The sequence below is a fragment of the Mycolicibacterium celeriflavum genome, from assembly GCF_010731795.1.
Lineage (GTDB): Bacteria > Actinomycetota > Actinomycetes > Mycobacteriales > Mycobacteriaceae > Mycobacterium > Mycobacterium celeriflavum.
In genome coordinates, this window is sequence record NZ_AP022591.1 from 1,021,000 (window position 1) to 1,035,480 (window position 14,481).

Sequence of the window (14,481 nt, forward strand, 5' to 3'; positions counted from 1 at the left end):
CGGGTAATCGCTGTGCATGCCCGCACGGCCCAAGCACACTGCCGCGGAGTTCGTTCCGGACACCCGCGATCTCGACGACCTCGCCGACGCCGCAACCGGCTGCAAGGGGTGCGACCTCTATCTCGACGCGACGCAGACCGTGTTCGGCGGCGGCTCCGCGGACGCCGAGATGATGCTGGTCGGGGAACAGCCCGGCGACCAGGAGGACAAGGCGGGCGCACCGTTCGTCGGCCCCGCGGGCAAGCTGCTGGACAAGGCGCTGGTGCAAGCCGGGATCGACCGCGGACGGGTGTATGTGACCAATGCGGTCAAGCACTTCAAGTTCACGCTGCCCGAACGCGGCAAGCGTCGTATCCACAAGACGCCCGGCCGCACCGAGGTGGTGTCCTGCCGGCCATGGCTGCTCGCCGAACTGGACGCGGTTCGACCCGAAGTGCTGGTGCTGATGGGCGCGACCGCCGCTCAGTCGATGATGGGCAGCGCGTTTCGGCTGACCGCACACCGTGGCGAGGCGCTGCGGCTCCCGGAGATCGACGAGATCACCGACCTCGACGTCGACCCCGCCGTCGCGGTCACCGTGCACCCGTCATCGGTGCTTCGGGGACGGCCCGAAGACCGCGAGGAGGCGTTCGGAGCGCTGGTGTCCGATCTGCGGTTCGCCGCGGGCCTGCGTTCCGCTGCGAGGTGAGCAGCGTTCGCTAACAGGCGGCGGGCGGCACCCACATCGACACGGCGGGCGGCACCCACGCGCACGGTCCGCCGTACTGCGGGCCGTTCCAGTAGGCCGGGCTGTCCCAGCGCGGACCACGGCCGCGGTCATCCCAGTCGTCCCAGTCGTCCCACTTGTCGAGCTTCCACGTCATACCCGGCGCATTCGGCACCGGTTGCTCGGCGTTGGCCACACCCGAACCGACGCCCACGGCAGTGGCGGCCAGTGCACCGATGAGCGCGGCCTGCACCCCGATCCTCTTCACAATCACAACGAAACTCCTACTACTGCACCAACTTATCGATTCCCGACCGACGTCATCTTATCCGTTACGGCCGCCGGCGCGAGCCATGCCGTTGTGCCGCGGCGCCTTTGGCGCGTAACAGCAAACTGCCGAGCGGACGTTCCCAGTGGTGTGCCGAATTCCGTACCTACGCCCGCAACCGGCCGCCGCTTCGCGTCGACGCCACCAACCCGAGCGCGGCCAGGATCGCGAAGCCCGCCAACAGCCACCGAGCGGGCGTCGCGGTGCCGGTCTCGGTGAGGTTCACGACGACACCGGCCAGTCCGGCGCCGAACGCACCGCAGATCAACTGGACGGTGTTGATTGCGGCGGCCGCCGTCGGCCCCTCCGCCGGGTCGTCGACGCGGCTCATCGCCCATGCCGACAGGTGCGGCCACGCGATGCCCACCCCGGCGCCCGTCACGACCAGCGCCAGCGCCCAGACCGCAACGACGGCGGGCGGCGCGTCGTCGCGCATGGTCGCCGCCGCCAGGGCGAGACCCGCGGCCATCACCGCGGGGGCGACCGCGACCGTCCGCCTGATCGTGCGCGCGTTGCCCATCGATGCGCTGCCGATCTCGCCGACCGTCCACCCGACCGCCAACCCGGCGCCGAGGAAGCCGGCGGCCACGGGAGTCAAGCCCCCCAGGCGCTGCCCGAACAGCGGCACATACATGTCCGCCATCGTCGCGGCCATCAGCACGCCGAGGGTCAGGTAGATCCACTTCAACGGCCCGGGCCCAAACGCGCTGGGCGGCAACACAGCCGCGGATAGCCGCCGGTCGACGAACAGAAACGCCGCCACCAGAACAGCACCGAGGCCGAGCAGCACTGCGGTGATCCGCGCGTCGCGCGGCACTCCGGCAGCGCTGACCGCCAGCGCCGCGACACCCAACAGGATCAGCGACGGCACGGGGATCGGCGTCCTGGCGACGTCGAGTCGACGACGCGCCGCGCGGGTAGGGCCAACGGCACCAGTACGCCGATCGCCGCGGTCAGGATCGCCAGCACTCCGAAGGACCAACGCCACGAACCGAATTGGGAGAATAGTCCACCGGCGGCGGGACCCAGCAGCGTGCCCACGCCCCACATCGCCGACACCAACGCCGACGCCTTGGTCCACAACCGTTGGGGCAGAGCGGTGTTGATCACCGCATAGCCCAGCCCGGCCAACAGCCCACCGGCCAGCCCTTGCACCGTGCGGCCGACCAGCAGCGCGGCCATCGTGGGTGCCGCAGCACACGCCACGCTGCCGGCACCGAACACGGTCAGCGCCAAGAGATATGACGACCGAGGACCCAAGCGCATCAACGTCGAGTGCACGGTGGTGGCCGCGACCACCGAGGCGACCAGGTACACCGCCGTCACCCAGGCATATAGCCGGTGCCCGCCGATGTCGGCGACCGCGCTGGGCATCAAGCTGATGGTCAGGAACTCGTTGGTGGCGTACAGCGCGACGCCGCCTGCGAGCACGGTGCTGGCGCCCAGGTATTTCGGCCCAAGCAGGTCGCGCCACCGGCCCGTGGTGGTGGTCGCTGTATCGGTCACCCGGTCACGCTATGAGCTGAACCGCACTTGAGGTCAAGCCGCGGCCCGTCACTTCAGGCCGGCGGCGTCCATGCCGCGCAGTTCCTTCTTCAGGTCGTGGATCTCGTCACGGATGCGGGCCGCCAACTCGAACTGCAGGTCCCGCGCCGCGGTCATCATCTGCTCCGTGAGGTCCTTGATGAGGTCGGCCAATTCGGCGCGCGGCATGTTCGAGGTGTCGCGCCCCTCGATGATCCCGGCGCTGACCGCACGGCCGGGCTCACCCTGTGCGCGGCGTCCGCGGGAGGCGTTGCGACCAGAGCCACCCACCTCGACATCGTCAGCCTCGCGGTACACCTGATCGAGGATGTCGGCGATCTTCTTGCGCAACGGCTTCGGATCGATGCCGTGCTCGGTGTTGTAGGCGATCTGCTTGGCACGACGCCGCTCGGTCTCGTCGATGGCTTCCTTCATCGAATCGGTGATCTTGTCCGCGTACATGTGCACCTCACCGGACACATTGCGCGCGGCGCGGCCGATGGTCTGGATCAGGCTGCGCGGAGACCGCAAGAAGCCTTCCTTGTCGGCGTCGAGGATCGCGACCAGCGACACCTCGGGCAGGTCCAACCCCTCGCGCAGCAGGTTGATGCCGACCAGCACGTCGTAATCACCGAGGCGCAACTGCCGCAGCAACTCGACCCGGCGCAGCGTGTCCACCTCGGAGTGCAGGTACCGCACCCGGATGCCCATTTCGAGCAGGTAGTCGGTGAGGTCTTCGGCCATCTTCTTGGTCAACGTGGTGACCAGCACGCGCTCGTCGCGTTCGGTCCGCTTGCGGATCTCCCCGATCAGGTCGTCGATCTGGCCCTTCGTCGGCTTGACCAACACCTGTGGATCGACCAGGCCGGTGGGACGGATGACCTGCTCGACGAATTCGCCGCCGGTCTGGCTCATCTCATACGGCCCGGGCGTTGCCGACAGGTACACCGTCTGACCGATCCGGTCGGCGAACTCCTCCCAGGTCAGCGGGCGGTTGTCGACTGCCGAGGGCAGCCGGAAACCGAAGTCGACGAGGTTGCGCTTGCGGGACATGTCGCCCTCGTACATGCCGCCGATCTGCGGCACCGTCACGTGCGACTCGTCGATGACGAGCAGAAAGTCCTCGGGGAAGTAGTCGATGAGCGTCGCCGGCGCGGTTCCCGGCCCTCGTCCGTCGATGTGACGCGAGTAGTTCTCGATGCCCGAGCAGAAGCCGACCTGACGCATCATCTCGACGTCGTAGTTGGTCCGCATCCGCAGCCGCTGGGCCTCCAGCAGTTTGCCCTGACCCTCCAGTTCGGCCAGCCGCTCCTCGAGTTCCTGCTCGATGGACGTGATCGCCTGCGCCATCCGCTCCGGACCCGCGACGTAGTGCGTCGCGGGGAAGATCCGCAGCGAGTCGACCTTGCGCACCACGTCACCGGTCAGCGGATGCAGGTAGTACAGCTCCTCGATCTCGTCGCCGAAGAACTCGATGCGGACGGCCAACTCCTCGTACGACGGGATGATCTCGACGGTGTCACCGCGCACCCGGAACGACCCGCGGGTGAAAGCCATGTCGTTGCGGGTGTACTGGACGTCGACCAGCAGGCGCAGCAGCGCGTCGCGCGGCACCTCCTGGCCCACTCGCAGTTCCACCGACCGGTCCAGGTACGACTGCGGGGTGCCCAGACCGTAGATGCACGACACCGACGCGACCACCACCACGTCGCGGCGCGACAACAGGCTCGACGTCGCGGAGTGCCGCAACCGCTCGACGTCGTCGTTGATCGAGCTGTCCTTCTCGATGTAGGTGTCGGTCTGGGCGATGTAGGCCTCGGGTTGGTAGTAGTCGTAGTACGAGACGAAGTACTCGACTGAATTGTGCGGCAACATCTCCCGCAACTCGTTGGCCATCTGTGCGGCGAGCGTCTTGTTGGGCTCCATCACCAACGTCGGCCGCTGCACCCGCTCGATGAGCCACGCCGTCGTGGCGGATTTGCCGGTGCCGGTGGCGCCCAGCAGCACCACATCGTGCTCCCCCGCCTTGATCCGGCGCTCCAACTCGTCGATCGCGGCCGGCTGGTCCCCGGCGGGCGCATAGGGGCTGACCACCTCGAAGTGGCCGCCGGTGCGCACGATCGAGTCGACAGGGCGGTACTCCGAGTGCGCGAGCACGGGGTGTTCAGTAGCGAAGGCCATAATGCACCAGGTTAAGCGTGCGCACCGACAACTTCATTCCCGTGGCGGCGGCCGCCCCACCGACGGCCCGGTGGCCCTATCCTTGATCCATCCACGCTCCCAAGCACGAGACGTTCGACCTGCGCGCCCACACAAACACCGATCCGAAGGGCGTCGTGCGGCCGGTCGAGATCTACACGGTCCGACCGTGGGGCCTCTATATGGCTCGTCCGGCTCCCGGTCGCACCCAGTTCCACTACCTGGAGTCGTGGCTGCTGCCGTCCCTGCGGCTGCGCGCGACGGTGTTCCACTTCAATCCGGGCCACGAACTGGACCAGGACTACTACCTCGACGTCGGGCGCTACACGCCCGGCCGGGACGTCTGGCATTCCGAGGACCACTACCTCGACCTGGTGGTCCGCACCGGCGAGGGGGCCGACCTCTGCGACGTCGACGAACTGCTCACCGCGGTGCGGCACAACCTGCTGACACCGGAGACCGGCGAGCAGGCGGTACAGGCTGCGGTGTCCGCGATCGACGGGCTGTCACGGCACGGCTACGACCTGAACCGTTGGCTAGCCGGTCAAGGTATGCCGCTGACCTGGCGCGATGGGTAGCCACCACGGTGATGTCACCGATCATGAATTTGTCCGCACCGCGACGAACGGTAGTCTCTGATCACGTGAATCCCATCGAACGCACGCCCTTCGCTGCCTGCGTCGCTGCAGGGGTCGTGTTGGTGGGCTCCCTGGTGGCCCCCGCGGTCGCGTCGGCTGAGCCGGTCGGTTCCGGCAGCGAGGTGGCGCCGGCGCCCACCCAGCCCAAAATCCTGCACAACGTCATCTACCGGGCGCGGGCCGACGGCACATCCCGCGGCGCGGTCGTCGCGTACAAGATGGACGACCAGAACGTCAACAGTGCGCAACCCACGCTGCTGCCCGGTCAGACCTTCGAGGTCAACACGGTGTTGGCGGACCCCAAGCTGGCCGGCATGGAGATCTCGATCGAATGGCCGTACGGGTCGAACCTGCACTGCGAGATCCTCGTCGACAACCAGATCGTCGCCAAGGCCGATCAGTTCATCGCGCCGCGGTTGCTCCGGCCGAAGGACGATCCGATGTACGGGGTGCTGCAATGTGGTGCGCCGCTGAATCTTCCGGTGGACGGCGCTCCGGACGCCGCGGTCAGCACGCCGCCGCCGGCATGAGCTCCGGGGACCCTCAGGGCCGCCACCCGGTGGCATCGGCCCACGCCCACGCACGTCGGTACGCGTCGAGGAGCCACGGCTCTTTCGCGTCGGCGTAGGAACCGGTCTCGGTGTGCCCCTGGGCGACGACCTGCCGCTTCAGCGCGAGGTAGTCGGCTTGGGCATCTGGGTTCGCGCGTAACCAGTCGACGAAGAGCAGCGCGAACTGTTGGCCCGGCCAGCCATCGACCCGTAGATGGACGTTCGTCGGCCGACCGGGATCGGCGGAGCAGTGAATTCGCTTGTGCCACAGCGCGTCATCGTCGGAGTGGTCGAATTCCGCGGCCGTGCTGCGGGCGTCCGGCTTGCCGACGTCGGCGGTGATCGGCATGCAGACATAGCCGGCCGTCGTCAATGCCTCGCGTAGTTCGTCGGCGACATCGAGCGAGCCGACCGTCACCTGGACGTCGATCACGTCCTTGGCGTCGAGTCCGGGCACCGCGGTGGAACCGATGTGGTCGATACGCACGGCACGGTGCCCGCACGCGGTGTTGAGCCGCGCCAGGATGCGCTGTGCCTGGTCGGGCCATGTCGGGTCGTAGGGCACCAGTACCGGTTCGCAGTGTGCGGGCCGATTCTCGTGCAGGTTGTGCGCGAACGGCACGATCCGTTCGTGCCACAGCGCTCGCGCCGCGCTGACCAGCGCAGCTGTGGTGCCCGCGTTGTCCAGCCACACGTCGGCGACGGCCCGGCGCTGTTCCTCGTTGGCTTGCGCGGCGATCCGCGCCCGGGCGTCCTCTTCGGTGAAACCCCGGTGCTCGATCAACCGCTTCACCCGCACGTCCTCGTCGGCGTGCACGATCACCACAAGCGGGAACATCGGTGCCATACCGGATTCGACCAGCAGCGGGATGTCTTCGACGATCACGGCGTCTTCGGCGGCAGCCGCGATCAACTCCGATCGGCGGTGCGCGACCAGCGGATGGACGATCCCGTTGAGGGTCTTGCGCTTCTCCTCGTCGCTGAACGCGATGGCGGCGAGCGCCGGCCTGTTGAGCGCGCCGTCGTCGTGCAGAATCTGCTCGCCGAATGCGTCGACCAGCTTGGCCAGCCCCTCGGTCCCGGGCTCGACGACCTCGCGAGCGATCACGTCGCCGTCGACGACGATTCCCCCGAGCTCACTGAACGTCGCGGACACCGTCGATTTCCCGGCGCCGATACCGCCGGAGAGCCCAATGCGCAGCACCGCCCAGCCTGTCGGCTGTCAGGCGTTGCCTGCGAGCTTTTCCCGCAGTGCCGCGAGTTGGGCGTCGCTGGCCAGCGATCCGCCCGCCGACGGCTCCTCGCCACGCGAGGTGCCGTTGGAGGAAGACGGAGCCGCTGCTGCTTCTGCGTCTGCGGCGGCGAACTTCTCCATCTGCGCGGTGTGCATCTTGTGCCGGCGCTCGGCCTCGGCGTAGCGGGACTCCCACTCCTCACGCTGCTTCTCGAAACCCTCGAGCCACTCGTTGGTCTCGGAGTCGAAGCCCTCCGGGAAGATGTAGTTGCCCTGCTCGTCGTAGCTGTCGGCCATGCCGTACTTCGAGGGGTCGAACTCCTCGGTGTAGTCCTCGTTGGCCTGCTTGAGGCTCAGCGAGATGCGGCGCCGCTCCAAATCGATGTCGATGACCTTGACCATCGCGTCGTCGCCGACCTGCACCACCTGGTCCGGGACCTCGACGTGGCGCTCGGACAGCTCGGAGATGTGCACGAGGCCCTCGATACCCTCCTCGACGCGGACGAACGCGCCGAACGGCACCAGCTTGGTGACCTTGCCCGGCACGATCTGGCCGATCGCGTGGGTGCGGGCGAAGTGCCGCCACGGATCTTCCTGAGTCGCCTTGAGCGACAACGAAACCCGCTCGCGGTCCATGTCGACGTCGAGCACCTCGACGGTGACCTCGTCGCCCACCTGAACCACCTCGGACGGGTGATCGATGTGCTTCCACGACAGCTCGGAGACGTGCACCAGGCCGTCGACACCGCCGAGATCGACGAACGCGCCGAAGTTGACGATGCTGCTGACGACACCCTTGCGGATGGCGCCCTTCTGCAGCTGGTTGAGGAACTCGCTGCGCACCTCGGACTGGGTCTGCTCCAACCAGGCGCGACGGCTCAGCACCACGTTGTTGCGGTTCTTGTCCAACTCGATGATCTTGGCCTCGATCTCCTTGCCGATGTACGGCTGCAGATCGCGGACTCGACGCATCTCGACCAGGGACGCCGGCAGGAAGCCGCGCAGGCCGATGTCGAGGATCAGGCCGCCCTTGACGACCTCGATGACGGTGCCCTTGACGGCCTCGTCCTTTTCTTTGAGCTCTTCGATGGTGCCCCAGGCGCGCTCGTACTGGGCGCGCTTCTTGGAGAGGATCAGGCGGCCTTCCTTGTCCTCCTTGGTGAGGACCAGAGCCTCGACCTCATCGCCCACGGAAACGACCTCGTTGGGGTCGACGTCGTGCTTGATGGAGAGCTCTCGGGAAGGGATGACGCCTTCGGTCTTGTAACCGATGTCGAGCAGGACCTCGTCACGGTCAACCTTGACGATGGTTCCCTCGACGATGTCGCCATCGTTGAAGTATTTGATGGTCTTGTCGATGGCGGCGAGAAAGTCCTCGCTCGAGCCGATGTCGTTGACGGCTACTTGCGGCGAGGTGACGGAGGGACTTGGCATGTGGTGGGTTGCTCCGGACAGGTTTGATCGTAGGGACTTGGGACGTTCGAGTTGTTGGTTCGGCGCGGGCGCCGAGATTGTGCTGTGCACCCGCCGCGGAAGAATGCAAAAACCACAGACAGGTACCGGTAGAGGTTACTCGACTGGGCACATGCTGGCCAAACCCGGTACCCAGCCTGAGGCGCGGGTCCCCGCTACGCTGACTTCTCGTGTCCTACGCCGGCGCGCCCCAGTTCTGGCCGATCCAGCCGCCGTTCGAGCGCAAGGTGCGAAAGGTCGGGGCGCCGCTGGCGGTCCTCATCCTGCTCGGCACCGTGGCGGGGCTGATCATCGTCGGGCTGACCGCCCTCAATCCGATCGGCGCCGGTATCGGGCTGGTCCTGTCGAGCTTGACCATGGTGGTCGTGGTGCTGGCCTACGTGTGGCTGGACCGCTGGGAGCCGGAGCCCCCGCGGCTGTTGATCTTCGGCTTTCTGTGGGGCGCCTCGGTCGCCGTGGTGCTGTCGGTGCTTCTCGGGCTCTACCTCGAGTCCCTGATCGTCACCGGAGAGACGGACGAGGTCAGCTGGGTTTCGGTGGCCGTCATCGCGCCGGTGATCGAGGAGGCGGCCAAGGGCACGTTTCTGCTGTTCATGATGACCGGCCGGCGCCGCAACGAAGTCAATTCCCTGACCGACTGCCTGGTGTACGCCGGGCTGGTCGGCGCCGGTTTCGCCTGGCTCGAGGACATCCTCTACATCGCCAGCGGGGAATCGCTCGGTGACTCGTTGCTGACCGCGGCGATGCGGCTGGTCATGGCGCCGTTTGCGCATTCGCTGTTCACCACGTTCTTCGGCATCGGCGTGTACTTCGCGCTGCATCACCGCAACGCGTTGACCAGGGTGGGCTACATCGGTTTGGGCTACCTGGCCGCGGTCGTCATGCACGGGCTGTGGAACGGCTCGTCGCTGCTGGGTGTCGGGTGGTATTTCGGCGTGTACCTGTTCTGGATGGTGCCGCTGTTCGTGTTAACGATCGTGCTCGGCGTGCAGAGCCGGCGCCGTGAGCAGGCCGTTGTCGCGGCCAAGCTGCCCGGCATGGTGGCTGCAGGCTTGGTGACGCCGAACGAGGCCACGTGGCTGGGCTCCCTACGGCACCGCAAGCAGGCTGTCGCGCTGGCAACCCGGCAGGGCGGGCGACCCGCCGGCAAGGCGGTCAACCGGTTCGCCGCCCAGGTCGTCGAGTTGGCGTTCGTCCGGGACCGGATCGACCGCGGCTTCGGGGATCAGCGCGTCTTCGCTCTGCAGACCGAGGAGGCCTACGCGGTCCACGCTGCGCGAGCGGCCGCTCCGATGCTGCAGTGGCTCACCGGCCACCGCGCTCCGAGTCGCTGACTCAGTGTGCGGCCGCGTCCCAGCTGCGGCCATAGCCCACCGACACCTCCAGCGGCACATCCAGCGGGTACGCGTTGCCCATCTGCTCGCGCACCAGCTTCTCCACGGCGTCGCGCTCACCCTCGGCGACCTCGAAGAGCAGTTCGTCGTGCACCTGCAGCAACATCCGCGACGTCAGACCGGACTCCTTGAGCGCCTTGTCGACGTTGATCATCGCCACCTTGATGATGTCGGCGGCGCTGCCCTGGATCGGCGCATTGAGCGCGGCCCGTTCGGCGGCCTCGCGCACGTTGCGGTTACTGCTGTCCAGCTCCGGCAGGTAGCGCCGCCTGCCGAACACCGTCGAGGTGTATCCGTCCTTACGGGCCTGGTCGACGACGTTGTGCAGGTAATCGCGCACCCCGCCGAACCGGTCGAAGTACTGCTCCATCTGCACTTTGGCTTCCTCGGTGGAGATCTTGAGCTGCGCAGAGAGCCCGTAGGCGCTCAGCCCGTACGCCAGCCCGTAGGACATCGCCTTGACGCGGCGCCGCAGCTCCGCGGTGACTTCGTCGATCGGCACCGAGAATGCCCGCGACGCGACGAACGAGTGCAGATCCTCCCCGGTATTGAACGCTTCGATCAGCCCCTCATCCTTCGACAGATGCGCCATGATGCGCATTTCGATCTGGCTGTAATCGGCCGTCATCAATTCGGAATAGCCCTTGCCCACGACGAACGCGTCGCGGATGCGCCGGCCGGCGTCGGTGCGGATGGGGATGTTCTGCAGGTTCGGCTCGGTCGACGACAGGCGACCCGTCGCGGCGATGGTCTGGTTGAAGGTGGTGTGGATCCGGCCGTCGGAGGCGACCGAGGCCAGCAGCCCGTCGACGGTCACCTTCAACCGCGTCGCGTCGCGGTGGGTGAGCAGATGCTGCAGAAACGGATGCCCGGTCTTCTCGAAAAGGGACTGCAGCGCATCGGCGTCGGTGGTGTAGCCGGTCTTGGTGCGCTTGGTCTTCGGCATCGCCAGCTCGTCGAACAGCACCACCTGCAGCTGCTTCGGTGAACCGAGGTTGATCTGTTTGCCGATCACCGCATACGCCGCCTCAGCGGCGTCGCGGATCTGGTCGGCGAACTCGCTCTGCAACTGGCCGAGTTGCTCGAGGTCGACCGCGATGCCCGCGGTCTCCATGTCGGCCAGCACCCGCTGCACCGGCAACTCCATGTTGTTCAACAGCGCCAGCGAGTCGATACGGGTGAGCTCCTCGTCGAGCGCGTCGGCGAGATCCATCACCGCGCTGGCCCGCAGGATCACCGTCTGCACGGCCTGACCGTCGACGCCATCACTGTCGTCGAGCAGCGAAAGTTGTTGCTGCTCAGGCGTTTCCGCGCGGAGTTCGCGCTTGAGGTAGCGCAGCGACAGATCGTCGAGTGCGAAGCTGCGCTGCCCTGGGCGGACGAGGTAGGCGGCCAGGGCGGTGTCCGACGTGACGCCGGCGAGCTTCCAGCCGCGGCCCTGCAGATCGTGCATCGCCAGCTTGGCTTCGTGTAGCGCCTTCGGCGGTCCGGGGTCGGCCAGCCAGGACGCCAGCGCCGCCTCGTCATCGGCGTTCAGCGTGGCAGTGTCGATGTAGCGCCCGTCGCCGTCCGCGGCGACGATGGCCAGTGCGGTCGCGTCGGCGTCGAAGGCCAGGTGCGTGCCGACCACAGCCATCCCGAACCTCTTACCCGAGCTGTGTTCGGCCAGCCACGCCGCGAGCTCTCCCGGTTCCAGCGCCCGCCCGCGCACGTCAAAACCCTGATCCACCTCGGGGTCCGCCGACGCCAACGTTTCGAACAGCCGGTCGCGCAACACCCGGAACTCCAGGTCGTCGAAGAGCCGATGGATCTGGTCGCGGTCCCACGGCTGCATGCGCAGGGTGTCCGGCGTCTGCGGGAGCGGCACGTCGCGAACGAGGTCGGTCAGTTCCCGGTTGAGCACGACGCTCGAGAGGTTCGCCCGCAGCGCATCGCCGACCTTGCCCTTCACGGAGTCGACGCTGTCGACCAGCGCCTGGAGGGAGCCGAATTCGGCGATCCACTTCGTCGCCGTCTTCTCCCCGACGCCGGGGATACCCGGCAGGTTGTCGCTGGGGTCACCGCGCAGGGCCGCGAAGTCCGGGTACTGCTGCGGGGTCAGGCCGTACTTCTCCAGCACCGCCTCCGGGGTGAACCGGGTCAGCTCGCTGACGCCCTTGCGCGGATACAGGACCGTGACGTCGTCGCTGACCAGTTGCAGCGAGTCGCGGTCACCACTGACCACCAGCACGCGATAGCCACCCGACTCGGCCTGCGTGGCCAGGGTGGCGATGATGTCGTCGGCCTCGAAGCCCGGTTCGGCGAGCACGGTGATGCCCAGCGCGCCCAGCACCTCTTTGGTGATGTCGATCTGGCCGCGGAACTCGTCGGGGGTCGAAGACCGGCCGGCCTTGTACTCGGGAAACTTGTCGACGCGGAACGTCTGGCGCGACACGTCGAACGCGGCCGCGATGTGGCTGGGCTGCTCGTCACGCAGCAGATTGATCAACATCGCGGTGAAGCCGTACACCGCGTTGGTGGTGAGCCCGCCCTGGGTCTTGAAGTTCTCGGCGGGCAGCGCGTAGAACGCCCGGTACGCCAGCGAATTGCCGTCGAGCAACATCAGTGTCGGTTTCTGTTCCGTGTGCTCGGACGCCGTCTTCTTGCCGGTGGCGGTGGTGGTGGCTGGGCTCACGGCCCTACTCTATGCATCGGCGGTGACATGGGAGCCACCGTGGCGCTCGCGCTCGCGGTGTCCCACTCAACTGGAACACGTTTCAGTTTCACCGCGCGACTCGGTACGCTGACCCGCGTGTCAGCTTCCACTCAACCCGCGGTCGAAGGTTGGTTCGCCACCGATGGATCCGGGGAGGCCTATCTGATCGGCGGTAAGTGCCACCAGTGCGGCACTTACGTGTTCCCGCCGCGTGCCAACAACTGTCCGAACCCGACTTGCGACGGCGACGAGTTGGCCCAGGTTCCGCTGTCGCGGCGCGGGACGCTGTGGAGTTACACCGAGAACCGCTACGCTCCCCCGCCGCCGTATCCGGCGCCAGATCCCTTCGAGCCCTTCGCCGTTGCCGCGGTGGAACTGGCCGAGGAGGGCCTCATCGTGTTGGGCAAGGTAGTCGAGGGAACGCTGGCCGCGGACCTGAAAGTCGGCATGGAGATGGAACTGACCACGATGCCGTTGTTCGTCGACGACGACGGCGTCGAGCGCGTCGTGCACGCATGGAGGCCCGCATCATGAGTCCCGAACCGCTGTACATCCTGGGCGCGGGCATGCACCCGTGGGGCAAGTGGGGGCGCGACTTCACCGAGTACGGCGTCGTCGCCGCGCGGGCCGCGTTGGCCGAGGCGGGTTTGGACTGGCGCCAGATCCAGCTGGTCGCGGGCGCCGACACGATCCGCAACGGCTATCCGGGCTTCGTGGCGGGCGCGACGTTCGCGCAGAAGCTGGGTTGGAACGGCGTGCCGGTGTCGTCCAGTTACGCGGCGTGCGCCAGCGGTTCACAGGCGTTGCAGAGCGCACGCGCCCAGATTCTGGCGGGCTTCTGCGATGTGGCGCTGGTGATCGGCGCAGACACCACCCCGAAGGGATTCTTCGCCCCGGTCGGCGGCGAGCGCCGCAACGACCCCGACTGGCAACGCTTCCACCTCATCGGCGCCACCAACACGGTGTACTTCGCGCTGCTGGCGCGCCGACGCATGGACCTCTACGGCGCCACTCTCGAAGACTTCGCCGCGGTGAAGGTCAAGAACGCCAAGCACGGGCTCGACAACCCGAACGCGCGCTACCGCAAAGAAGCCACGATCGAGGATGTGCTGGCCAGCCCGGTGGTCTCCGATCCCCTTCGGCTGCTGGACATCTGCGCGACGTCTGACGGCGCGGCGGCACTGGTGGTGGCGAGCAAGTCGTTCGCGGAGAAGCATCTCGGCTCACTCGACGGGGTGCCGTCGGTACGGGCAGTCAGCACGGTCACGCCGCAGTATCCGCAACATCTACCCGAATTGCCCGACATCGCAACGGATTCCACCGCGGTGGTGAATGCGCCGCAGCGGGTGTTCAAAGACCAGATCCTCGACGCCGCCTACGCCGAAGCCGGTATCGGTCCCGAAGACCTGAGCCTCGCAGAGGTGTACGACCTGTCCACGGCGCTGGAACTCGACTGGTATGAGCATCTCGGCCTGTGCGCGAAAGGCGAGGCGGAGCAATTGCTGCGCAGCGGCGCGACGGCGATCGGCGGAAAGATCCCGGTCAACCCGTCCGGCGGACTGGCCTGCTTCGGCGAAGCAATTCCGGCGCAAGCGATTGCCCAGGTCTGCGAGCTGACCTGGCAGCTCAAGGGGCAGGCGACCGGCCGGCAGGTCGAGGGCGCCAAGGTGGGAGTCACCGCCAACCAGGGCCTGTTCGGCCACGGCTCGTCCGTGATCGTCGCCCGCTGAGCGGGCAGT

Annotated in this window: 11 protein-coding genes and 1 pseudogene; 6 read left to right on the top strand and 6 right to left on the bottom strand. The window is 67.2% G+C overall.

The window, feature by feature from the left end; translation table 11 throughout:
* The first annotated feature begins 16 nt into the window (after positions 1–16).
* Complete coding sequence (locus G6N18_RS04850) at positions 17–688, top strand: UdgX family uracil-DNA binding protein (RefSeq protein WP_083005078.1); 672 nt, start codon at positions 17–19, stop codon at positions 686–688.
* Positions 689–698: 10 nt separating this feature from the next.
* Here G6N18_RS04850 and G6N18_RS04855 read toward each other — a convergent pair whose 3' ends face one another.
* The 3 genes and pseudogenes from G6N18_RS04855 to uvrB all read right to left on the bottom strand — a co-directional run bounded on the left by G6N18_RS04855 (position 699) and on the right by uvrB (position 4,739).
* Entirely contained in the window at positions 699–980 is a 282-nt protein-coding gene (locus G6N18_RS04855) for a hypothetical protein (protein WP_083005080.1), read from the bottom strand.
* Positions 981–1,140: 160 nt separating this feature from the next.
* Positions 1,141–2,540: pseudogene (locus G6N18_RS04860) on the bottom strand (MFS transporter).
* 48 nt (positions 2,541–2,588) lie between these two features.
* Complete coding sequence (uvrB, locus tag G6N18_RS04865; RefSeq protein ID WP_067217023.1) at positions 2,589–4,739, bottom strand: excinuclease ABC subunit UvrB; 2,151 nt, start codon at positions 4,737–4,739, stop codon at positions 2,589–2,591.
* Between the two features lie 89 nt (positions 4,740–4,828).
* On the opposite strand from uvrB, the gene G6N18_RS04870 reads away from it, so the two are divergent.
* Both G6N18_RS04870 and G6N18_RS04875 read left to right on the top strand, forming a co-directional pair.
* A complete protein-coding gene (locus tag G6N18_RS04870; RefSeq protein ID WP_082949208.1) occupies positions 4,829–5,335 on the top strand; it encodes a ribonuclease FAU-1 family protein in 507 nt (168 codons plus the stop codon).
* Positions 5,336–5,400: 65 nt separating this feature from the next.
* Positions 5,401–5,925, top strand: a complete 525-nt coding sequence (locus G6N18_RS04875; protein WP_083005083.1) for a hypothetical protein — start codon at positions 5,401–5,403, stop codon at positions 5,923–5,925.
* Positions 5,926–5,938: 13 nt separating this feature from the next.
* Here the strand turns inward: G6N18_RS04875 and coaE are convergent, their stop codons facing one another.
* The gene (gene coaE / locus G6N18_RS04880) at positions 5,939–7,150 is read right to left on the bottom strand and encodes a dephospho-CoA kinase (RefSeq protein WP_083005085.1); all 1,212 of its coding nucleotides are present in this window, start codon (positions 7,148–7,150) and stop codon (positions 5,939–5,941) included.
* An 18-nt stretch (positions 7,151–7,168) separates the two neighbouring features.
* Entirely contained in the window at positions 7,169–8,614 is a 1,446-nt protein-coding gene (gene rpsA, locus G6N18_RS04885; protein ID WP_067217032.1) for a 30S ribosomal protein S1, read from the bottom strand.
* 209 nt (positions 8,615–8,823) lie between these two features.
* Between rpsA and G6N18_RS04890 the strand changes: the two genes are divergently transcribed.
* Positions 8,824–9,987 carry a PrsW family intramembrane metalloprotease gene (locus tag G6N18_RS04890; RefSeq protein WP_083005088.1) on the top strand — a complete coding sequence of 388 codons (1,164 nt, stop codon included), beginning with the start codon at positions 8,824–8,826 and terminating at the stop codon, positions 9,985–9,987.
* 1 nt (position 9,988) lies between these two features.
* Here G6N18_RS04890 and polA read toward each other — a convergent pair whose 3' ends face one another.
* Entirely contained in the window at positions 9,989–12,721 is a 2,733-nt protein-coding gene (polA, locus tag G6N18_RS04895) for a DNA polymerase I (RefSeq protein WP_109749530.1), read from the bottom strand.
* Positions 12,722–12,838: 117 nt separating this feature from the next.
* On the opposite strand from polA, the gene G6N18_RS04900 reads away from it, so the two are divergent.
* Both G6N18_RS04900 and G6N18_RS04905 read left to right on the top strand, forming a co-directional pair.
* Complete coding sequence (locus G6N18_RS04900) at positions 12,839–13,276, top strand: Zn-ribbon domain-containing OB-fold protein (RefSeq protein ID WP_083005156.1); 438 nt, start codon at positions 12,839–12,841, stop codon at positions 13,274–13,276.
* Complete coding sequence (locus G6N18_RS04905; protein ID WP_067217155.1) at positions 13,273–14,472, top strand: lipid-transfer protein; 1,200 nt, start codon at positions 13,273–13,275, stop codon at positions 14,470–14,472. The genes G6N18_RS04900 and G6N18_RS04905 overlap by 4 nt, the downstream gene beginning before the upstream one ends.
* The last annotated feature ends 9 nt before the right edge of the window (positions 14,473–14,481 follow it).